This is a genomic window from Chthoniobacter sp., from assembly GCF_040003245.1.
In the GTDB taxonomy this organism is placed as follows: Bacteria; Verrucomicrobiota; Verrucomicrobiia; order Chthoniobacterales; family Chthoniobacteraceae; genus Chthoniobacter.
Genome location: NZ_JBDUCX010000012.1, coordinates 21,595 through 43,867, shown reverse-complemented (window position 1 = coordinate 43,867; position 22,273 = coordinate 21,595). Strand labels below are relative to the sequence as shown.

The window sequence follows — 22,273 nt, the reverse complement described above, 5'->3', positions numbered from 1 at the left end:
GCGGAGATCGAAAACCAGACCGTCTTCGGCGGAGTCGATCTTTCCATCGTCTGGCGTTTCATCACCGTCACCACCGTCGGCCAGCTCAATTTGACGCGCGGCCTCCTGCTGCTACTCGCGGCGGCCGCGGTGCGTTTTCTGCCCGGCCTGTGGAAATGGAGTATCACCGGCTTGCTCACTTTCGGCGCACTGGTCGCCACCGCCTTTGTCAGCCACGCCGCCGCGCAACCCGACGGACGCGCCGTCTTCATCGCCTGCCAGATCGCGCATCTCGCTGCCGTCACCGGGTGGATGGGAGTGCTGCTGCACCTCTTTGTCGCGCGACGCCATTTGCTCACGCCGGACGCCGCGCCGCTGCTGGCGGAAATCGTCCGCCGCTTCTCTCCTTTCGCCATCGCCGCGACCTCCCTCCTCGCACTCACCGGCGTCCTGACCGCCTGCCGTTTCCTGCAATCGACCGGCGCCCTCTTCACCTCCGCCTACGGCCTCACGCTCCTGGTGAAGCTGACTCTGCTCGCTCCCGCCCTGTCCGCGGGGTTCATTAACTACCGCATCATCCGTCCGGCGTTGCTCGGCGCGGCCGGCGATGTGCTCCCGATCTTGCGGCGCTTCCGGTGCACGCTGGAATTGGAAGTCACCGCCGGTGTCCTCGTCATCACCGTCGCCGGCATCCTCGGTTCGGTGTCGCCGCCCGGCGCCGATGGCGAGCTCTGCCTCGCAAAACATCAGACGCAAGCCCTGCTCACCCCGCACTGGCCGACCAGCCATGTCGACGACTGGATGGCGCCTGATGACCCTCGCGGTCCCACGCTCGACGACCTCCACTATTCGGAATTCACCCATAACTGGTCCGGCGTCATCGTCACCTTGCTCGGCATCGGCTGGATGGTCCAGGCTTCCGGCGGACGGTTCAGCCTCTGGGCCGGCCGCATCAATCCCTTCCTGCTTCTGCCCTTCGGCGGGTTCATCGCCGTGCTGGCCAATCCCGAACTCTGGCTGCTGCACTACGTCAGCCCATGGGAAGCCATCACCAATCCGCAAATCCTCGAGCACCAGATCGGCGCCGCGCTCGTCTTCGTACTCGCCTGGCTGAGCTGGCGCGACCTGCGCAAGCCCGCCGCCCTGCGGCCGCTCGGCTACCCGCTGCCCGTCATCATGATCGTCGGCAGCCTTCTCCTGCTCGGCCACGCGCACTCCACCCCCGCCGTGTCCGACGAACTGACCAATCTCATCAACGTCCAGCACGCCGTCCTCGGTGCCTGCGGACTGTTCGCCGGCACGGTGCGCTGGTGCGTCCTGCGCGACTTGATCCGCGGCCGCTGGGCCAACCTGCTCTGGCCGGCATGGATCATCGCGCTCGGGCTTTTCATGGCATTCGTCTACCGAGAGGCGGTCTGAAGACAAATAAAGCTTGACTTTTATCTCAGGGCGTGCTAGCCTGTTCGTCTCAATATAGGGAGAGGTATGGCCGCTGGGGTTCCGGAGGGTTTGAGCGGCAGGGGAATGGAAGCTCTCAGTTCACGTATGCATCATGACATTTCATCAGTTAAAACGGCTCGTCGCTCCGGCGGCGGCCGCAAGCCTGCCGCTGGCGTTTGGACTCCAGTGTAATCCAGCTCAATCGTGCCTGATCGTGCTTAATCGTGCCTCAAAAATGATTCCCCGGGCAAACGGTGGCCTTCCAAAAGCCAATCAAGGCGGATCAAGGCCAATCAAGGTAAATCAAGCCTTTGAAATTTTCTCCCCGCCCCTCCTCCCCGCAGCTCCCAAACCCCTGATGCCACGCAGATTTACGCACTCCCGTATTACGGAATCCCGTAACTAGGCTCAGAGGATTCTCAAGGTAGTCTAGCCGCCGTTTCCCGCACCAAACTTGAACATGAATTCCGGCCGTATTTGCCGCTCCCTTTCCACCCTGTTTCTTTCCACCGCCCTGGCCGTCTCGGCCTCGGCGGCTTCCGCGCCCAAGATGGCCGAAAAAGAAGATCCCAACGCCCCGGTCAGCTATTTCAAGAAGATCCGCCCGATCCTCCAGGCCCAATGCCAGGGCTGCCATCAGCCGGCCAAGTCCAAGGGCGGCTATGTAATGACCGATTTCGCCAAGCTGCTCGCCGGCGGCGAGGAGTGCACCAAGGACAAAAAGCAGGCCGTCGTCGCCAAGGATCCGGCCAAGTCGTTTCTCATCGAGCAGATCACCCCCGACGGTGGCAAAGCCGAGATGCCGCCCAAGAAAGCGCCGCTGCCCGATACGGATATCCAGCTCATCCGCCGCTGGATCAGTGAAGGCGCCATCGACGACACGCCGCCCAATGCCCGCCAGCGTTTCGATCTCGACCATCCTCCGATCTATCAGCGCCCGCCCGTCATCACCTCGCTCGCCTTTTCGCCCGATGGCACTCTGCTCGCCGTCGCGGGCTTCCACGAAGTGCTCCTGTGGAAAGCCGACGGCTCGGAACTTGTCGCCCGCCTCATCGGCCTCAGCGAACGCATCCAGAGTGTGCGCTTCTCACCCGATGGCAAGCGCCTGGCCGCCGTCGGCGGGCGCCCGGCGCAGATGGGCGAAGTGCAGATCTGGGACGTCGAAAAACGCAAGCTCACGCTCAGCGCGGCCATCGGCTTCGACACCGTCTACGGTGTGAGCTGGTCGCCGGACGGCAAGGTGGTGGCCTTCGGCTGCCCGGACAACTCGATGCGCGCCATCAACGCGGAAACCGGCAAGCAAGTGCTCCAGGCCAACTCCCACAGCGACTGGGTGCTCGGCACCGTATTCACCCACAAGGGCGACCAGCTCGTGAGCGTGGGCCGCGACATGAGCGCCAAGCTGACCGAAGTTGAATCCCAGCGCTTCATCGACAATATCTCGTCCATTACTCCCGGCGCCTTGCGCGGCGGCTTGCAAAGCGTGGCGCGGCATCCCGAGCGCGATGAATTTCTCGTCGGCGGCGCGGATGGCGTGCCGCAAGCCTATCGCCTGGTCCGCAAGGTGCAGCGTCGCATCGGCGATAATGCGCTTTGCATTCGCAAATGGCCCGCCATGGAAGGCCGCATCTACGCCGTGCAGTTTGCGCCGGATGGCAAGTCCTTCGCCGCCACCAGCTCGCTCGACGGCACCGGCACGGTGAATTTCTACAACTACGATTTCGACACCGAGATGCCCGCCGACATCCTCGCCATCGAGAACAAGGCGGGCCGCACCGAGGAGGAGAAGAAGAAGGAGGAGGATCACTTCACCAGCAATGTGAAGCTGCTCGCCAGCGTGCCCTTCAACGCCGGCGTCTACGCCCTCTCCTACCAGCCCGACGGCAAGGCCGTGGCCGTGGCCGGTGAAGATGGCAAGGTGCGCATGATCAGTGCGGCGGACGCCAAGGTTCTCAAGGAATTTGTGCCCGTGCCGATCGGCGCCGGGCCGCTCACCACTCAAACCGTCAAGCTCGACTCGAAGTAATTTTTCCCAAATCCATGAAATCCGTTGTTCGTTTCGCCTCCCTTTTCGCTCTCGGCGCCGCCTCCGTCTGGGCCAATGCGCTGACCCCTGAAATGGCCAAGACGCCCGCGCCGGAGGCTCTGCCCCCCGGTGCGCAAGTGACTGCCCTCGAGGTGCAGCCCACAAAGATCGCGCTCAGCGGCAAGTACGAAGCGACGCAACTCGTCGTCACCGCCCGTCTCGCCAGCGGCGATATGGTCGATGTCACGCGTCTCGCCAAGCTCGCTCTCGATGGCGGCGTAGCCGAAGTCACGTCCACTGGCCAGGTCAAGCCACTGCACAATGGCACCGGCGCCCTGCGCGCGGAAATCGGCGGCAAGAGCATTTCCGCACCGGTCCTCGTCGCCGATATCGTCGACAACCAAACCGTGGATTTCATTCGCGACGTGAATCCCGTGATGACCAAGCTCGGTTGCAACGCCGGCACCTGCCACGGCGCGAAGGAAGGCAAGTACGGCTTCAAGCTCTCATTGCGTGGCTACGATCCGATCTTCGACGTCCGCGCGCTCAAGGACGATCTCGCCGGTCGCCGCCTCAATACGGCTTCTCCGGAAGACTCGCTCATGCTCCTCAAGGCCACCGCCGGCGTGCCGCACGAAGGCGGCCAGCGGACCAAGCTCGGCGACAAGTATTACGAAATCCTCCGCTCGTGGATCGCCGATGGCGCCAAGCTCGACCTGAAAGCACCGCGCGTCACAAAGATCGAGGTTTTCCCGCACGATCCCGTCGTCCAGGTGGTCGGTTCGCGCCAGCAGGTGCGCATCGTCGCCACTTTCAGCGACGGCAAGATGCGCGACGTCACTGCCGAGGCCTTCGTCGAGAGTGGCAATAGCGACGTGGCCAAGACCGATGGCGGCGGGCTCATCGATACCCTGCGCCGCGGCGAGGCGCCATTGCTCGCCCGTTACGAGGGCAATTACGCCGCCACCACGCTTACCGTCATGGGCGACCGCACTGGTTTTGCCTGGCAGCAACCCGAGACCTGGAGCCGCATCGACGAACTCGTGGCCGCAAAGTGGGAGCGAATGAAGATCCAGCCTTCGGACCTGTGCAGCGATGCGGATTTCCTGCGCCGCGTTTATCTCGATCTGACCGGCCTGCCGCCGAGCGCCGAGGAGATGCGCGCCTTTGTCGCCGAGACCAGCCCGGCCCGCGAGAAGCGCAATGCGGTGATCGACAAGCTCATCGGCTCGCCGGCCTTCATCGAGCACTGGACGAACAAGTGGGCGGACATGCTGCAGGTGAATTCGAAATTCCTCGGCGGCGAAGGAGCGAAAAACTTCCGCATCTGGATTCGCGAGCAGGTCGCGAACAACAAACCGTACGACCAATTCGCCCGCGAGATCCTCACCGCCACAGGCTCGACCAAGGACAACCCCGCCGCCAATTACTGGAAGATCCTGCGCGAGCCGTCGGAAGCGATGGAAAACACCACGCACCTCTTCCTCGCTACGCGCTTCAACTGCAACAAGTGCCACGACCATCCGTTCGAGCGCTGGACGCAGGACCAATACTACCGCCTCGGCGCTTACTTCACGCAGGTGCAACTCACCGGCGATCCTGCCAGTGGCAAAGCGGTCATCGCCGGCACCGCGGTGGAAAAAGCCCGCCCGCTTTACGAGATTGTGAAGGACACGACCGTGGGGGACATGATTCACCTGCGCACCAACAAGGTCGCCCCGCCCACCTTCCCCTTCGAGACGAAGATCGAGACGCCGGTGGCGGAAAAGGCTCCCCGCCGCGAGCAACTCGCCGCCTGGATGACCAGCCCGGACAATCGCTACTTCGCCGCCAGCTACGTAAACCGCCTCTGGGGTTACCTCACCGGTGTCGGCGTGATCGAGCCGCTCGACGATATCCGCGCCGGCAATCCGCCGACCAATCCGGAGCTGCTCGACTATCTCAAGACCGAGTTCATCAATCACGGCTTCGACGTGCGCCATGTGCTGCGCCTCATCTGCCAGTCGCGCACTTATCAGCTCGGCGTCTCCACCAACAAGTGGAACGAAGACGACAAGATCAACTACTCCCACGCCACCGCACGCCGCTTGCCCGCGGAAGTGCTCTATGACGCGGTGCTCAAGGTCACCGGCGCAACCACCCATCTCCCCGGCGGCGTGGGCGCGCAGCAACTCCCCGATTCGGCGCTCGATCTACCCAGCGGCTTCCTCGCCAATCTCGGCCGGCCCGCTCGCGAGAGCGCCTGCGAATGCGAGCGTTCCAGTGACCTCCGGCTCGGCAGCGTCATGGCGCTGCTCGGGGGCCCGGCGGTCGCCGACGCCATCGGCGATAACAAGAACGCCCTTGCCAAGCTGGTCTCCACGCAGACCGACGATGCCAAACTGGTCGACGAAGTTTTCGCCCGCGTGCTGAACCGGCCCGCGACCGCGGAGGAAATCAAGAAGACCCTCGCCGCCTGGGCGACGATCACTCCCGAAAACACCACGCTCGTCGCCGAGTGGCAGGCCAAGGAAAAAGAGCAGGCCCCGATCATCGCGAAGATGGAAGCCGACCGCGTCGCCGCCATCGACGCCGCCAGGAAAGAGCTCGCGCGTTACGAAACGGAAATCGCTCCGAAGGTCGCTGCCGCGGAAAAGAAGCGGCAGGCCGATATCGTCGCCGCGGATGCCGCCGCGAAGGATTACGAGAAAACCAAGCTCGCGGCTGCCCAGGCGAAGTTCGAGGAGACGGTGCCGATCGCGCGCACCTACACCGGCTGGCAGCTTCTCGACCCCACGGACTTGAAGGCCACCAACAACATCACGCTCACCAAGCAGGCCGATGGCTCCATCAAGGCCGGCCCGCAGACCGCGCAGAATGCCGACTACGTCGTGACGGTGGACACCAAGCTCGCCGCCATCACCGGCGTGCTGCTGGAAGTGCTGCCCAGCGCCGATGAGCCGGGCTTCGGCCCTGGCCGCGCCGGGGGCAATTTCGTCCTCACCGAGTTGGTGGTGAAGGCCGCCGAATACCGCGCCAATCCGGTGAACGAAGTGGACTTCGCCAGCGCCATAGCGGACCACAGCCAGGAGAAGTTCGACATCAAGGGCGCCATCGACGGCAAGAAGGGCGACGCCAACAATGGCTGGGCCATCGCGCCGCAAGTGGGCGTACCGCACTATGCTGCGTTCACCTTCAAGAAGCCGCTCGGCGATGACAAAGGCTCGCGCCTGCGCTTCGAGATGAACATGCCACGCGCCGGCATGTTCACCATCGCGCACTTCCGCCTCTGGGCCACCACGTCAAAACAGCCACTCACCATCGGCCTGCCGCTGGCGGTCGTCGACGCACTGAAGAAGCCCGTCCCGACGCGCACGAAGGAAGACCAAATGGCGCTGACCAACTACTGGAAGGAAGCCGATCCCGACTTCCGCAAGCTCACCCTCACGCTGGGCAAGAACCAGATGCCGCTGGCCATCGACCCGGGCGTGCTCGAGCGCCGCGCTGTGCTCGCGAAAAATGAGGAGCCGATCAAGCTCGATCCCAAGCTCGTGCAGCTCCGCCAGGATTCCACGCAAAGCAACACCCAGAACGCGAACAAGCGCCTCACCGGCGCGCAGGATCTCGCTTGGGCGCTCATCAACAGCTCCTCTTTCCTCTTCAACCACTAACCCACCCAGACCACACCAAAACTATGCTGCGTATCCCTGGACAACCCGGTCGCGATCTCTGCGACACTCATCTCGGCGTCACCCGCCGCGATCTCATCCGTATCGGCGGCTCCGCCATTCTCGGCTGCACGCTCGGCTCCCTGCTGAGCTTGAAGGCCCGGGCAGCAGCGGCGCCTCTCACCGACGCGGTCGGCAAGGGCGGCCCCGGCTGGGGCAAGGCCAAGAGCGTCGTCATGGTCTACCTGCAAGGTGGACCGAGCCATCTCGACATGTGGGACCCGAAGGAAAACGTGCCGGATAAAATCCGCAGCCCCTTCACCAATATCAAGACGCAGATTCCCGGCATCAATTTCACCGAGATCCTGCCCAAGCTCGCGAAGATCAACGACAAGTTCACGATGATCCGCTCGATGAGCTACACGCCCAACGGGCTCTTCAATCACACCGCCGCGATCTATCAGATCATGACCGGCTACACGACGGACAAGGTCTCGCCCTCTGGCCAGCTCGAGCCACCCAGCCCGAAAGATTATCCGAATTTCGGCTCCAATATCATCCGCCTCAAACCGCCGGAGGTGCCGATGCTGCCCTTCGTGGTGCTGCCCCGGCCGTTGCAGGAATCGAACGTCGTCGGCAAAGGTGGCAATGCCGGCTTCCTCGGCAAGAACTACGATCCTTACACGCTTTTCCCCGATGGCGACGATCTCGATATGACGAAGATGAACCGCATCAAGGTCGACGACCTGAACCTGCGGCCCGACGTCTACGCCCAGCGCCTGAAACGCCGGGCCTCCCTGCGCCAATCGATCGAGGACACCATGCCCGACATCGACAAGGCCGTGGAGAATTATCACCTCGATGAATACTACGGCAAAGCGCTCGACCTCATCACCAGTGGCAAGGCACGCGACGCTTTCGCCATCGATCGTGAAGACGAGAAGACCCGCGCCAGCTATGGCCTGAACACCTTCGGCCAGTCGCTGCTCCTCGCCCGCCGTCTCGTGGAAGCCGGCACCCGTGTCGTCGAAGTCATCTGGCCCAAGGTCGCCAATTCCGACAACCATTCGTGGGACATGCACGTTGGCCTGAGCAGCCGCTTGAAGAACCAGGCCGGACCGATGTTCGACCAGGCCTTCAGCGCCTTCATCGAGGACCTCGATCAGCGCGGTCTGCTCGACGAAACGCTCATCGTCACCCTCGGCGAATTCGGGCGCAGCCCGGAGAAAGGCCTCAGCACCAGCGGCAACGTCAATAGCGCCGATGGCCGCGACCACTGGCCCTACTGCTACACCGCGTGCCTCGCTGGTGCCGGCGTCAAGCGTGGCTACGTCCACGGCGAATCCGACGCCACCGGCTCCAGTCCGAAGTCCGACCCCGTGCATCCCACCGAACTGCTGGCCACCATCTACCACGCCTTCGGCATCGACTCCGACACCATCGTCTACAACCATCTCAACCAACCGCGCGAGCTGGTCAAAGCGAAGCCGAACACCGCGTTCTTCGCCTAAGAGGCTATACTCAGATCATAGCAACCTCGCCTTGGAATCTCCGCGGCGAGGTTGTTTGCTTTAGTGGTTCCAAATCAAGACCCACCGGCCGTATGCGCCCGGTGTATTCTCGACTTTGGCGGGCGATCCGGCTATAATGACCCCATGCCGTTAAGCGACGAAATGATCGACCGCCTGCTCGCTTCGCTAACGGCGGAATGGGACGTCAACAATCAGGATGTCGACCTTACCCGGCGTCTGGCCAGTGCGTGGGAGGATCGCTTTGGCCAGAAGCGCGACGAAGAAAGTCTGGACGGCGCGTATTACTACTATCACCACCTCAACAAGCTGCTTGCCGAAAGCGACTCTCTGGTGGCTCGCAAAGTAATTATCTTGCAGAAGCAAAAAATCGAGCTGCGCATCAAATCCATCGAAGACTGGCTCGCACAAGGCGGCGCTTTACACGCAGAGGCGCAAGCCTATCGAACGGAATTGCAGGAACTTAAAATGGAATTGGCCGTTCTGTTCTCCAAACCGATGCCTCCTGGCCCTCCCGCCAAACTCTTCCTGGATCTCTCCGCGGACAGAGACTCGCCGCCCTCGTCCGGTTCGGCGAGTTTCAGCGCAAACTGATCGCGGGATCGACTATTTGGCTGCTGTCGCTGAGACGAGCTTCGCCTTCGTCTCTTCCCAGTTCTTATTCGGCGTCGCTTCCCACACGCGGAGGTTTTTGAAAGACGCGGTCTGACCTGAAATCGTGAAGCCAAAGTTGTCTTTCTCTTGCGCGATCACTTCGTGCGCACCGAAACCGACTTTGTCTCCATCCAGACTGGCCAGCATCTCCTTGCCGAGAAGTTCGATCACCAGCGTGTGCCACTCACCCGCGCTGACCGGCGTCGTAATATTCTGAAACACCACCGCCTTGTCCGGCCCATCGTGGTCATGATCGTCTTTCTGCACGGTGAAGCCATTCGGGCGGATCAGCACCCGGCAGAGATGCCCCTTCGCATCGTTGATACTGAAGGTCGTCGTTTTCGCACCGTCGAGTTTGAAGGAATACTGGAAGACGACGTCCTGAAATTTGAACTGGCGGCGAACCACGCCGGGATGGTTGTCCGCCGGCACTTCCTCCGCATGCCACGCTCCGTCCACCACCTCCCACTTCCCTTTCGCCACGTGCCATTCCTTGGCCGGCGCCGCATTGAGATCATCGCTCAAGAGCAATTTACCCCGCTCCGCGAGCAGGGTCTTCGGCTCGGCAGAAGCATCGGCCGCCCAAGCGGAGATGCCGAAGGAACCAGCGGCCAGCGCGACGCAAAGATGCAAACAGAAACGACGGGAGAAGGAGGAGGGCAACATAGGTTTGTTATGAGTTGCGATGAAACGCTGACCACTCCGAAAAGTTGCAGATCTGTTTCCTACTGTTCCGCCGGCGCTTTCTTCTTCGCCACCTCATTCGGATGTGCGGGATCGTAGTCCGGATTCGGCGTCGGCATTTGCGCGCCCATTGCTTCCCGCCAGGCATGCAGCGTAGCTTTCATTTCCGCCGCCTTGGCGGGCTGGCTCGTGGCGAGATCGAGCTTCTCCTCCGGATCGTCGCTCAAGTGAAACAGCTCCACGTGATTGTCTTCGAAGAATTCGACGAGGCGCCAGTTGTCCTCCAGCACCGCGCTGTATGGCGTCGCACCACCGGGATGATAGTGCGGATAATGCCAGAAGAGCGGTCGCGGCGGAATCGCACCGCCCCGCAGCACCGGCGCGAGACTCACTCCCCGCTGCTGGTCGAGTGGCTTTGCGCCGGCCAGATCCAGCATGGTTGCCGTCCAATCCAGCGAGATCAACGGCGTGGCATTGACGGTTCCGGCCTGGGTGACTCCCGGCACGAGCGCAATCGCCGGTACCCGCACCCCGCCTTCATAAGCCGAACCTTTGCCCGCGCGCAGCCCGAGATTCGATGTCACCTGGTTGAGGATCAGCCCGCCGTTGTCCGAGGTGAAGATCACGATCGTCCGGTCGGAAAGCTTGAACTCATCGAGCTTCGCGCGCAAATGCCCCACGCTGTCATCCACGCTTTCCACCAGCGCGGCGTAAGTGGCGTTGTGCTGCGGATCATTCGCCGACGCACGATCCTTGTATTTCGCAATCACTTCCGGCTTCCCCATCAGCGGCGTGTGCACAGCGTAATGCGCGAAGTAGAGGAAGAAGGGATGGTCCTTGTTTTGCTCGATGAATTTCTCGGCTTCGACAGTCAACCGGTCGGTCAGGAATTCGCCCGGCGGGCCATCGGCAAGATTAGGATTCTTGTAGGGCGAGAAATAGGTGCCTGGCTGACCCTTGCCGTTATCCGCAATGGCCACGTCGAATCCATATTTCTCCGGTCCGTCTTCGCCGAGATGCCACTTGCCAATCGCCGCGGTTGTATATCCCGCCGCGTGCATCGCCTGCGGCAGCGTCCGTACATCGTGCGTCAATTGCTTCGACCAATCCGGGATGCGCAGCTTCGCCTTTGGCCGGTTATGGCCGGCGATCCAGTCAGTAAGATGCAGTTCCGCCGGGTAGCGGCCCGAGATGATCGAGGCGCGTGTGGGAGAGCAGACGGTGCACGCCGAATAGGCATGGGTGAATTTCATCCCATCGTGCGCCAGCCTATCGATATTTGGGGTCTGATAATATGGGCTGCCGAAACAGGTGAGATCCGTCGCCCCAAGGTCATCGACGAGGATGAATATGATGTTTGGCTTGCCCGGCACCGCATCCGCCGCGCTGCCAGTAGCCGTCAGCGCCGCAATGCTAATGAGCCCAATCGCTCTCATGAAAAAAGAAGATAGATGCATAACGAAATCAGTCCCCCGCGTCGGTAAAGGGTGGGCGTTCGAAGGTCAGACCGTCGCCGGTTACACGCGGGTCAGCGGCGTCCTTGAGCTTTTTCATCAGGTCCGCCGCCAGCTTTTCCTTCGTGGCGGTATAAGCTGGGTCGGCGGCGACGTTCTGCGTTTGATCCGGATCCTTGCGCAGGTCGTACAATTCCTCCGCCGGCCGTTTGCCAAAGGCGTGGTCGAAGTGCCATTTCCACTGCGGGTCGTCGCGATGCATGATCAGCCAGGCCTTCGTCGGGCTCGCATCCATGTCGGGATACGCCGCGTGCGTGTTCGTCTCCAATTCCTCCACCGGCGGAAAGCCGCCCGCGCCCGCGGAATACGGCGCGCCCATGGGCCAGCGGTCTGGCGCGAAATTGCGGATGTAGAGATACTCCAGCGTGCGCAGACAACGCATCGGATATGGCAGATTATCCTCCCTCGCGGTGGCCACGTGTCGCTCGCGGCCGCTCAGCACCCACGTGCGCTCGGGATCGATCTGCCCGCTCTTGTCCGACTGCAACAACGGTTTCAAGCTGCGCCCATACAGGTCCGCGGGCGGCGTCACTCCACCCACTTCCATGAAGGTCGGCGCGAGATCCGGCAGGCGCACGAAATCGTCCACCACCCGCCCACCCTTGCCGCCCGGCACCCGTGCGACCAACGCCACGCCGAGCCCGAAATCGTAGAGATTGCACTTGGCCCCCGGCATGCCGCCCATCCCGTGATCACCGCTGATCACGATGAGCGTGTGATCCAGTGCACCGGCCTCTTCGACCATTTTCACTAGCACGCCCACGTAGGCATCCACGGCCTGCGCCTCGCCCAGATTGTCGGCCACGTCCTGCCGCACTTCCGGCACATCCGGGAGAAGCTTCGGCATCTTGCCTTTCACCGCCTCCGGATCGATGCCCCAGAGTTGCTTGCCCGAGCCCTTCACCCATGGGCGATGCGTGTTCGTCGGGCCAAAGAAATACAGCCACGGCTGACCCTGCTTTTGGTCGGCGAGAAACGCCTTAAAGTTGCCGCGCACCTGGTCGAGAATCTTCTCCCGCGCGGCGTCCACCGTTGCCCCGTCGGCCACCATCTTGGTCACGTTGCTGGAAAACTTATTCGGCAGGCGGCCGGATTTTTCGTAGGCGTACTGCTGTCCGCCGATCGGCGCATCCGCCGGCTTCCCAGGGCTCCACACCTTGTAGCTCTTCCCAATCTGATAGCCGGAATCGCGCAGCAGCAGCGGGAATGACGGGATCGCACTGTCCCAGACGGCACCATTGAGGATCGCCCCACGGCCGCAGTTGAAAAAGTATCTCCCGGAAAGCAACGAACTGCGGCACGGCGTGCAACTGGGCGCATTGACGAACGCGTTCTTGAAGAGGACGCCTTCGTGGGCCATCCGATCAATATTCGGCGTCTTGACCACGTCGTTCAGCGTCGGGCGGCCATCGAGTCCCTTATAGCAGCTCGCATAGCGCCCCCAATCGTCGGCAAAGATGAACAGGATATTCCAGCGCTCGGCGGCGGCAAACGCGTGGCCGGCAAAGAACAAGGCGAAACCAACGAGGAGCAAACGTTTCATGGGGGATGGTAGGACAACGACGATGTAGCAGTCAGCTTAGGGGGGTTGAACCGCAGAGTTCGAGAAATGGCGCACACTAATTTCCATCTGCCTGCACTTTTCCGCGCCGGCTTCTTCCCCTGCACGCGTCCGCATGCTAGCTGTCGCCATGGCCCAGACATCCGAAAGTTCCCCTTCCCTCACGAGTTCGCTCTCCCGCCGCACGTTCCTCGGCCGGACTGCCGCCGCGCTGGGCCTCACTGCGCTCGGCTCGCCGCTGCGCGCACAAGGCAAGGCCGTCGCCACCTTCGGCCTCGGCTACACTTTATACGGCATGAAATCGCTGACGCTCGACGACGCACTCAAGACGTGCGCCGAGATCGGCTATGACGGGGTCGAGTTGTGTCTCCTCGATGGTTATCCGACCACGCCGGCGCAATTCGGAGCAGCCGAGCGCACAAAGCTTCGCGAATCCCTCGCTTCGCTCAAACTGCGCGTCTCCGGCTTGATGGAAAACTTCAGCGCAATCGCGGACGACACCCAGCAGGCGAAGATCCTCGAGCGGATCAAGGCAGCCGGACAACTCGCGCACGATCTCGCCCCGGACTCTCTGCCACCGCTCGAGACCGTGCTCGGCGGTAAACCCGCCGAGTGGGACCAAGTAAAGGATCGCATGGTCGAAAACCTGCGCGCCTGGGCCAAAACCGCGGAGGAGGCGAAGATCATCCTGGCAATCAAGGCGCACGTGATGAACGCCGTCCAAACCCCGGAGCGCCTGCTGTGGCTGTGGCACGCGGTCAATCACCCCTCCCTCCAACTCGCCTACGACTACAGCCATTTCCAAGTGCAGAACCTGACACTCGATGAAACCCTCGCCGCGATCCTGCCGCACACGAGCTTCATCCACGTGAAAGACGCCAGCGGCACACCGGAGAAAGTGAAGTTCCAGCTACCCGGCGAAGGCACCATCGACTACGGCGCATACTTCAAGAAGCTACAGTCATTCGGCTACCGCGGCGATGTCGTCGTCGAGGTCAGCGCCATGCTCTTCAAACAGCCGGAGTATGATCCCAAGGAAGCGGCCCGCAAATCGTACGCCGGCTTGATGGCGGGTCTCGAGAAGGCCGGTCTCACCCGCAAGCGTTAAGCCGCGCGCCAGTTCAACCGGCTCACCTTTCCATGCGCCGGATGTGCCGTGTCGTGCGCGTGCACTTCCAGCGACATACCGTCCGGACGGAGGTTGCAATCCACCCAACCAGTGACTTCCGCCTTGTTGAAGGGATACCCGATCGCCGGCAGATTCACGAGGAGCAGGCCGTCCTGCTCAGTGAGCCGCCACGTGTGGGTATGACCGAAGATCAACGCCTTCACGTGGCGGCGGGGCTGCAGAATTTCCATCAACTCCGCCGTATCGAGCAGCCCGGTCTTTTTCCCTTCGATGAATACCGGGTCGTGATGCACCATGACCAGGGCCGGTTTGTCTGCGCGTGCATCGAGCGCCTTGGAAAGCCAGGTGCGCTGCTCGTCGCCCAGGACTCCCGGTGTTTTGTTGGTCACATCCAGCGAATCGAGCATGAACCAATTGGCGTGGCCGGCTTCCACGATCGAGACCTGCTTGCTGGCCAGCGGTGGAGCCGCGGGACGCGCGTCCTTGATGGCTCCCCAGAATACCTCCCGATCATCGTGATTGCCGAGGGTCATATGAAGCGGCAGGCCCGCCTCGGAGAGCGGCTTCAGAAGACCGGTGAACGTCGCGTAATCCTCCGCCAACCCGTGGTTAAACGCGCAGTCGCCATTCACCAGCACTCCAGCGGGCGACGAGGAAAGAGCGCGCACTCCGTCCACCACCGCGCGCAAATGATCGGCCATGTTCACATCGAATCTGATCATGGAGGCATCCGCCGCCACGTGGGTATCGGAGAAAAGCGCCCACCGATTGGGATCGGCTTTCAAATCCGCCGCGCGCAATGCCGGGATCGTGAGCAAACCGGCACCTGCGACCAGCGAACGACGCAGGAACTCGCGGCGGGAAACAGGAGGAAGATGAAAGGGCATGGGGCGGTGTTTGGACTGAACCCTACATTCTCATTTCGTCAAAATGCTTTCGAGCACCTGTCCGTCGCTATCCGGCATTTTCAAGCCGAGCAACGCAGCCATGGTCGGCGCCACGTCGGTATTGTTGATCGTCCCGAGCTGGGAGCCGGTCTTGATGCCCGCACCCCACGCGACAAACGTCCCATGCAATCCTGCCTGGTTCCGATCGTAGCCGTGCGTCCCTTTCACATCGTCCGTCTTCGGCGTGACCAATAGATCGCCGGCGAGGGAGTCGGAAAACGAATACCCTTTCTTCGCCGAGAGCACCACGTCGGCCATCTGTGGGTTCTTCAACGGATCGGCCATGCCATATTTTGCATAGTCCTTCGGGGTGATCACGAGATCGACGCCCTCGACCTCCTTGAACATCCCCGTCAGGCGGGCGATGAGCGCTTCGCGATTCGCCTGGTCGAGCACATAGAGGAAAGTCGCGCCGCCCTGGTTGACCGCACGCACCTGGCCGCCGGTAATCTTCGTCCCTTCCGCCGTCAGCAGGCCTTCCTTGCGCAGCAACACGTTGGGCTGAATCTGCTGCTGGTAGGGGAAGAAACCGTGATCGGAGGCCACGATGAGCGTCGCCTTTCCGGGGAAACTCTTCTTCAACTCCTCCCACACTTCACGCACGCGTTCGTCCGCGAATTTCACCGCCGCGTACGCCTCCGGTGATTGCGGACCGTGCGCGTGCTCCACATGGTCCACCTCCACGAGGTGCAACAGCGCGACATTCGGGCGGTGCGTGCGCACCACGAAGTCGAGCATCTGCGCATACATGCGGTCCCGGTCCTGCCCTTTCCCCGTCTTCCACCATTCACCCTGCTTTTCGTAGGGAATGCCGGCAGCCTTGAACTCGGTGAGCAAGGACGGCGTGCCGTATTTTTGAAACAGCTCGTCGGTCGCCACGTCGGGTACCGTCCAGTCGAGCGTCTGCGCGCCGCGGCTCGCAGGCCAAATGATCGCCGCGGTCTTCAAGCCGGCCGCCTTGGCGACGTCGTAGATGGTAGGTGTCTTCACGATCTCGTCCTTATTGAAAATCGGATCTGGAAGCAGCGAGACCACGGCGCCCTTGGCGCGGTCGAAATAGCTATTGCCGATCACCCCGTGTTTGCCCGGGTTCACGCCAGTCACGAGGGTCGTGTGGTTCGGCCACGTCACCGTCGGCATCGAAACCTTCATCTTTTCCGCCCGCGCTCCTTCCGCGGCCAGTTGGCGGATCGTGGGCATCTCCGCCTTGGGATCGTCGAAGTAGTAATGCGCGAGGCCATCGACGCTGATCAGCACGACGATGCGCTCGGACGCGGGATCGAGCGCGAAGGACGGTGTCAGCACGGCGAGGGACACGACGAGGAGGGAGAGGAGTCTTTTCATCAGGAGGAGTTTCAGGGGTAATGGGACAACCCTAATAAAGCCTTCGCCATTAGGGTTGGAACGGTAAATAGGCTTGTTGCATTAGGCATCAGGTCAGATTGTGAAAGCGATCACGGTATCCCGTGCATGAATGCGCATCCCCCAGTGGTACGACTCCTGACTTTCCTGCTCGCCATCGGCGCGCTGGCCGCGCGCGGTGACGAACTGGTCAAGCCGCACGAAGCGCAACTCCGCGCCAGCGTCACCAAGAGTCTCGCCTTCCTCGACAAAGAAACCGACGCGTGGATGAACGAGCGGGATTGCAACGCCTGCCACCACATGCCGGGATTGATCTGGAGCCATCGGGAAGCGCAGCGGCGCGGTTTTGCCATTGATCAGGCCAAGTTTGATGAGTTTCTGGACTGGTCGGTTTCGCGGGCGAAGAAAGGCAAATCGGCCGACGAGGTCATCGCTCTCATGAAGCTCGCGATGGGCGAGCAAGCGCCGCCGGAGTTCACCAAGCTCGTCGTCGACAGCCAGCTCCCCGATGGTTCGTGGAAACTTGGCGGGCAGTTTGCCACCATGCAGCGGCGGGAAGCTCCCGAGGCGACAGGGAACTCGCTGCGACTTTTCCTACTCGCTCTCGGCTCGCAGCCGGCGGAGCAGTCCCTAGCCGATGGGGCACGCACCAAGGCCGCAGCAGCACTCGCGAAACGTGATCCGCCAAAGTCCTTGGAGACGCTCATTTTCCGCGCTCTTTATGCCCGGCGTTTCGGCCCGCCGGATGAAGTCACCAACGCCCGCGAGGAAGTCCTGAAACTTCAGCACCCCGATGGCGGCTGGGGCTGGATGATTGGCGAGGAACAAAGCGACTCTCTCGCCACCGGCCAGGCGCTCTACCTTCTGCAGCAGTCACCCGAGGTCTCTTCCGTGGAAGCCATCGCCCGCGCGCAGGGCTGGCTGGTCAGCCATCAGCGCGAAGACGGTGGTTGGTCCATCGACATCACGCGCATCAGCCGGCTCGACCGGAGCGGGCCGGCAAAAGCCAAGTCGTTCAAGGACGCCACCGGCATCTACACGTTCTGGGGAAGCGCCTGGGCGACCATCGGTCTGGAGCAAGGCTTCCCGATCAAAGAGCCGCAAAGCGCTGCGGCGCAGTAACCGCCGCCTGGCAAGGGTAACCTTCGCCGGCTACTTGGTCGTCGGCATGTACCGGTAGTACACTTCGAGCATCAAGATGCAGAAGTTCGTCCGGTAAAGCGGCCCGTTGCCCTCCACATTGCGCTGAAATTCACCGACGGCCTGCCCCGCCATCGGCGGCCAGCTACCGTCGGGAGCTTGATTCTTGACGAGTTCACCTTGGAAAAGGCGGTTCCAGGTATTCCACGCCGCACCGCCCACCATGAGGCAAGCCTGCGTATTGTAATACCACGCGTAGAGATCGGCCTTGTCACCCTTGTACTCGACCGGGAAATCCTTTTTCGTGTGGTCCATGATGTATTCGATGCCCTCACGGACGCTCTTGTCCTTCTCCTGTTTCCAGAAGTAGGTGCACAACACACCGACGCCGGTGAGGCTGTATTTTTCCGAGGCGGCATTACGGTAACCGAAGCCACCGTTTTTACCGCGCACGCGCTGCAAATTGAGCATGGCCTTGTCCAGCGAGGCATCCACGCCGGCGATGTCCAAGCCGCTCAGGTGCGCGGCCTTGAGCGCCTGAATTTGCCAGCCGCTCACCGAAGTATCGCTCTCGGTCTTGTCGTAGGAATACATCCAGCCGCCGTCCGGTCCCTGCCCATCGATGATATAGCCGACAGACTTCTTCAAAAGATCCACAACCCGCTCGTCCTTTGTCATCGTGTAGTACTCACCCAAGGCGTAGGTGACGATTCCATGGGCGTAGACGCCGCCCTGACTGAAAGCTTTCTCCATGCTGAGACGCCCGTCGTTTTTCGCGCCATTCGTCCTCACCCAATCCAACGCCTTCTGAACCGTCGGCCCGAACTCGGCCGAGACCGGAGTTTCCCCGTGACCGAGGAAGGAGAGGATCGAGAAACCGGTAAACGCCGCCTGGATTGGCCCCCCACCTTTTCCCCAGGAGCCATCGGGATTCTGGATCTTCACCAGCCAGCGCAGACCTTTCATCACCGCTTCTTCGCTCTCCTTTTTGCCGCCATTCATCTGCATGGCCGCTGCGCGGGCGGTGCCACCGACGCGTGAAGCCATCGTTCCCGGGATACCTGCCCCACTTTTCCCGATCGCCTTGGAAGCGCTCTGAATGGCCTTGGTCATGTCATTGGTCGGCGCGCTCATCACGGGCGCAGCCGACGCCACCTGGAAGGTCGGCGTGCTGATATTGTTCGTGGTGATCGCGCTCAGCGACGGCGCATTCAGCTGCGGAGTCTGCGGCGTGAATTCCTGCTGCGTCAAATCCGGCGGCTGTTCCGGCGGAGCCTGGACTTGCGTATCACTCGCCACGAGATCGCCACCCGACGCCGCAAAGTCAGGCGTATCGGTCGCTTGTTTGTAAAGGACAACGCCGCCGCCGAGGAAAATGAGGATGGCGTGCAGGAGGGCCGAAAAAGTCAGGAAGCGCGAAGCCGCGAGGCGTTCCTGGATCCGAACGAACAAGGGTTGCTTCTTCTCGGGGGTATACATGGAGATAATAATTGCCCTCAGACCGTTACCCTGTCAATGGCAACTCCTTCTGTGGAGGTGTCATTTTCGCCCGAATTCGACAAAAGTGGTGCGAGAAAAGTCGTCCCAGCGCTTTTGCAGGGCTTCGAGCGGCGGAATACCCGAGTGCACGTAGAGCGCATAACGCAGGCGCAAGGGCTGGCCGGGCGGGATGACGATCTCGCCCGCGAAGGTGAGTGACGCGCCCATCCAGCCATCGTTGCGCACATGGAAGGGCGTGGGGTGACTGGGATTGCCGGGATGGTCCAGGAGGGTGATGCCCTCGCTGGCCTGCGGCGTGATCGGCCCGGAGTAATCGACCCAGCGCGCGGGTTTGCGGAAGCAGCCAGCTTCATCCACGCCGCCTTCCGAATTGCGAATGGTGCCGCCACCGTCGTTCACGCCGATGGTCTTGGCCATGCGCACAGCCACCATGCCGAAGGCGCTCTGCCCGAGCGTGACCGGCGCATTGGGCGGAGCCTCGAGCTGCGAATCGATGAGCAGGAGCCACTCGCCATTTTCCAGCACTTGCACGCCGGTGCGGCGATGCTCGGTCATGAGCGTCTTCCCGTCCTTGTCCTGCCAGGCGTTGAGCGTCTCGATCGAGGCGGCATCCGGCCCGTCCTCGAGGCGCAGGAGTTTCTGATGTACGATGTGCCCGACGCCATCGCCCCAGAAATTCACGCCATTCACAAACTGGTGCGACATCCACACGGAGTTGTGATGGCTGTGGGTGACGGGATCGTGCGGATGCCCGATCCGCGTGAGCGAGCGGCCGGACGGGCCGATGACCGGGAAGACAAACGGGCGGAAGCCATCGTGGCCCGCGCAGTAGCGCGCGATCTCCACGCCATCGCGCTGGAAGGAGACTTCGTCGTGGGGTTGGGGAATGGCCTGGACGCGCGGGATGGGCTGGGGCTCGGCGTGGAGGTTGGAGGCGAAGAGGGCGATCGAACATCCAACACCCAACATCCAACATCCAACGTCCAATGGCGCAAGCGCGCGGCAAAGCGTATCCCCCATTGGATGTTGGGCGTTGGATGTTGGGTGTTGGATGTTCTGCCTTTCCGTTTTCATTGGGATCTCATTTCAGCCCCTGCGCCTTGAGCACGCTCTCGGGAAGCGGCGGGGCGGGCGTGGGAGTTTTGGGGAATTGTTCGCGGATGATTTCCCATTCGCGATGGCCGTCCTGATAGATGAGCCAGAACGCCATCGCGTGCATGAGGTGCGCGTAGCCGCCGGCATCGCTCAGTTCCCAGCCCCCCGCAGAGACCGATGGCGTATGCCATCCGCTGGGGATGATGCCGCGCTCCTTCCACACCTTGTTCCAAAAATCGATCGTGCCGAGCACGCCATTTTCCAGCCGCTTTTGCACCCGCGCAGCCTCGCTGCGAAGGCAGACGGTCTGCTGCGGCGCAGTGTCGATCCCGACCCGGTAGCGACCAAAATCCACGCCGTTGATCCAGGCGTTCTGCGCGGGGACAAAGGTGTAGGGAATGCGCACCTCGGCGATCCAGCCGTCGCCGTTGCCCTGCTTGAAAGCGTCCGGCTTGAAGGCCGCGACGTTGAGCAGCGCCTCGCCTTTTTCGTTGACCAGCGTGCACAGCCCTTCCTTCGTCACCGTGAGTTTGCCGCCCCGCGTGAAGGCGGGCTCCGGTGGCGGCGTATCCTTTTTGTCATCGTCATCGTCCTTTTTGTGCGTTGGCTTTTTCTTGGCGGTGGGACGGCTCAAGTCGCGCGCGTCGGATTCCCGGATCGCGATCTTCGCGCCGGTTTTCTCCACGATCCGTGAGGCATGCCGTTCGCCGGTCTCTTCCTGAAAAGTCACGGTCAATTGCGGACGCGTCGTCTCGATGAAAACGTGCAGGTTGCGCGGATCGCTGATCAGCGTGACCCGCGCGGCATCATCACCCAAGGGCGCGGACTTCGCATACACCGCGTCCTTCACGCCATCCGTCGTGGGCGGTTCATCCACCAGGCGCACGATCGCCTCACCCGCGCCGGGTTTCGCCATATTGTCCCAGAGCGCGGGTTGCGCCTTGAGTTCCGGCAGCAGCGCCGCGGCGATCCACGCGATCTGCGCGCCACGCGAGCCGTAGAAGTTCTTCGCCGTGGAGCTGTAATCGGCCAGCTTTCCTTTCCCGTCTAGCGTGGCCGGCGCGCGCTGCAGATCGAAAAACCAGGCGCCATACGGATACGGCCGGTCGTCGAAAAAAGTCTCCATCCCGACGATCGCGCCATAGGAACGCGCGATGGCACATGTCGCGAAGCCGTGCGGGAACTCACCCGAGATCAGCGCACCGGCGGTGCCCTGCCGATAAAGCCACGCCAGCCCATCGTCATACACCGGCAACTGCACCGCCTTCTTTTCGAACAATCCCGCGTAGCTCAGCAAACAGGCGCGCGGCGAGAGATCGGGCGCCTTGTACTTGAGAAAGGCATCCGCCTGCCCGGCCGAGACGGCCGCCGCAACGTCGATGCCCGAGATCGGGCCGAAGTACTCCTGCTTATAGTCGCGCAAGTGCGTCACCGCCTCGGCCACCTGCGGGTCGCGCGTGGAGAGCCACACATTGAGCAGCGCATCGGCGAGGTCCTGCGCGAGATGATTCGAGCCCGTGAAATAGCCATCGGGCATCGGCTGCCCATTCTTGCGCTGGAAACCCGTGCCATCGTCCCACCCACGCGGCGCCCAGCCTTTCAGCGGCGCCGACCACGGATGCTTGTCCTCCTCTGTCGGCTGCATCTTTGGGAAGAGCTGGTCGCTGTGGTTGAGCAGGTTCGTGTAAAACGGGATCTCGTACTTTTGCGCCCGCGCCAGCCAGTCGCCCTTCGGGTCCGCGCGCTGCGCCACCACCAGCGCCGACATGAACCACGCGCCGTCGTGCATCGAATCGAGCCCGAACTCCTGCATCTTTTTCCCGTCCTTCCAGAATTCGTAGACCATGCCGTAGGTCTTGTGCGCGGGGTCGGTGACGAGGTGGTTCTTCTCCACGAAATCCGCCAGCTCATGCATGAAACCGAGGAGCCTCTCCCGCGGCCAGGCCTTCACGTCGGGCGCGGGCGGCGGCACATAAGGCTTGAGCGCCAGCTCCGCCGGTGTCTCGCCACGGGCGAGCATGGCACAGAGGGACAGGGCGGCAAGTGGGAGGGAAAACTTCATGCGC

At 62.1% G+C, this 22,273-nt stretch carries 15 protein-coding genes; 7 read left to right on the top strand and 8 right to left on the bottom strand.

Annotated features, from left to right (window positions below; genetic code table 11):
* From ABJF10_RS02940 to ABJF10_RS02920, 5 genes are all read left to right on the top strand, one after another.
* Positions 1-1,398: CopD family protein (locus ABJF10_RS02940; protein WP_348543023.1), on the top strand; the 1,398-nt coding region annotated here is incomplete at its 5' end.
* A 481-nt stretch (positions 1,399-1,879) separates the two neighbouring features.
* Positions 1,880-3,445, top strand: a complete 1,566-nt coding sequence (locus ABJF10_RS02935; protein WP_348543022.1) for an LpqB family beta-propeller domain-containing protein — start codon at positions 1,880-1,882, stop codon at positions 3,443-3,445.
* Positions 3,446-3,459: 14 nt separating this feature from the next.
* Positions 3,460-7,095, top strand: coding sequence for a DUF1549 and DUF1553 domain-containing protein (locus ABJF10_RS02930; RefSeq protein WP_348543021.1), 3,636 nt, complete (start codon positions 3,460-3,462; stop codon positions 7,093-7,095).
* A gap of 23 nt (positions 7,096-7,118) precedes the next feature.
* Positions 7,119-8,603 carry a DUF1501 domain-containing protein gene (locus ABJF10_RS02925; RefSeq protein WP_348543020.1) on the top strand — a complete coding sequence of 495 codons (1,485 nt, stop codon included), beginning with the start codon at positions 7,119-7,121 and terminating at the stop codon, positions 8,601-8,603.
* Between the two features lie 144 nt (positions 8,604-8,747).
* Positions 8,748-9,215: a hypothetical protein gene (locus ABJF10_RS02920; RefSeq protein ID WP_348543019.1), complete on the top strand. Its 468-nt coding sequence runs from the start codon at positions 8,748-8,750 to the stop codon at positions 9,213-9,215.
* 12 nt (positions 9,216-9,227) lie between these two features.
* On the opposite strand, the gene ABJF10_RS02915 is transcribed toward ABJF10_RS02920, so the two are convergent.
* Genes ABJF10_RS02915 through ABJF10_RS02905 form a run of 3 tightly spaced genes read right to left on the bottom strand, consistent with a single transcriptional unit; the run spans position 9,228 to position 13,016 of the window.
* A complete protein-coding gene (locus ABJF10_RS02915) occupies positions 9,228-9,941 on the bottom strand; it encodes a family 16 glycoside hydrolase (protein ID WP_348543018.1) in 714 nt (237 codons plus the stop codon).
* A gap of 59 nt (positions 9,942-10,000) precedes the next feature.
* Complete coding sequence (locus ABJF10_RS02910) at positions 10,001-11,395, bottom strand: sulfatase (protein ID WP_348543017.1); 1,395 nt, start codon at positions 11,393-11,395, stop codon at positions 10,001-10,003.
* 28 nt (positions 11,396-11,423) lie between these two features.
* Positions 11,424-13,016: a sulfatase gene (locus ABJF10_RS02905; RefSeq protein WP_348543016.1), complete on the bottom strand. Its 1,593-nt coding sequence runs from the start codon at positions 13,014-13,016 to the stop codon at positions 11,424-11,426.
* 148 nt (positions 13,017-13,164) lie between these two features.
* Between ABJF10_RS02905 and ABJF10_RS02900 the strand changes: the two genes are divergently transcribed.
* Positions 13,165-14,142: a sugar phosphate isomerase/epimerase gene (locus tag ABJF10_RS02900; RefSeq protein WP_348543015.1), complete on the top strand. Its 978-nt coding sequence runs from the start codon at positions 13,165-13,167 to the stop codon at positions 14,140-14,142.
* Here the strand turns inward: ABJF10_RS02900 and ABJF10_RS02895 are convergent.
* Together ABJF10_RS02895 and ABJF10_RS02890 are read right to left on the bottom strand one after the other, a co-directional pair.
* Positions 14,139-15,050 (bottom strand): metallophosphoesterase, encoded by a 912-nt coding sequence (locus ABJF10_RS02895; RefSeq protein WP_348543014.1) that lies wholly within the window; start codon positions 15,048-15,050, stop codon positions 14,139-14,141. The two genes, ABJF10_RS02900 and ABJF10_RS02895, sit on opposite strands and share 4 nt — an antisense overlap.
* A 30-nt stretch (positions 15,051-15,080) precedes the next feature.
* On the bottom strand, positions 15,081-16,454 hold the full coding sequence (locus ABJF10_RS02890; protein ID WP_348543013.1) for an ectonucleotide pyrophosphatase/phosphodiesterase: 1,374 nt from the start codon (positions 16,452-16,454) through the stop codon (positions 15,081-15,083).
* A gap of 126 nt (positions 16,455-16,580) precedes the next feature.
* Between ABJF10_RS02890 and ABJF10_RS02885 the strand changes: the two genes are divergently transcribed.
* Positions 16,581-17,594, top strand: a complete 1,014-nt coding sequence (locus ABJF10_RS02885; protein WP_348543012.1) for a prenyltransferase/squalene oxidase repeat-containing protein — start codon at positions 16,581-16,583, stop codon at positions 17,592-17,594.
* Positions 17,595-17,624: 30 nt separating this feature from the next.
* On the opposite strand, the gene ABJF10_RS02880 is transcribed toward ABJF10_RS02885, so the two are convergent.
* The 3 genes from ABJF10_RS02880 to ABJF10_RS02870 form a co-directional block, all read right to left on the bottom strand.
* Positions 17,625-19,091 (bottom strand): prenyltransferase/squalene oxidase repeat-containing protein, encoded by a 1,467-nt coding sequence (locus ABJF10_RS02880; RefSeq protein ID WP_348543011.1) that lies wholly within the window; start codon positions 19,089-19,091, stop codon positions 17,625-17,627.
* Positions 19,092-19,151: 60 nt separating this feature from the next.
* A complete protein-coding gene (locus ABJF10_RS02875; RefSeq protein WP_348543010.1) occupies positions 19,152-20,081 on the bottom strand; it encodes a PmoA family protein in 930 nt (309 codons plus the stop codon).
* A 112-nt stretch (positions 20,082-20,193) separates the two neighbouring features.
* Entirely contained in the window at positions 20,194-22,269 is a 2,076-nt protein-coding gene (locus ABJF10_RS02870; RefSeq protein ID WP_348543009.1) for a hypothetical protein, read from the bottom strand.
* Between the last annotated feature and the right edge of the window lie 4 nt (positions 22,270-22,273).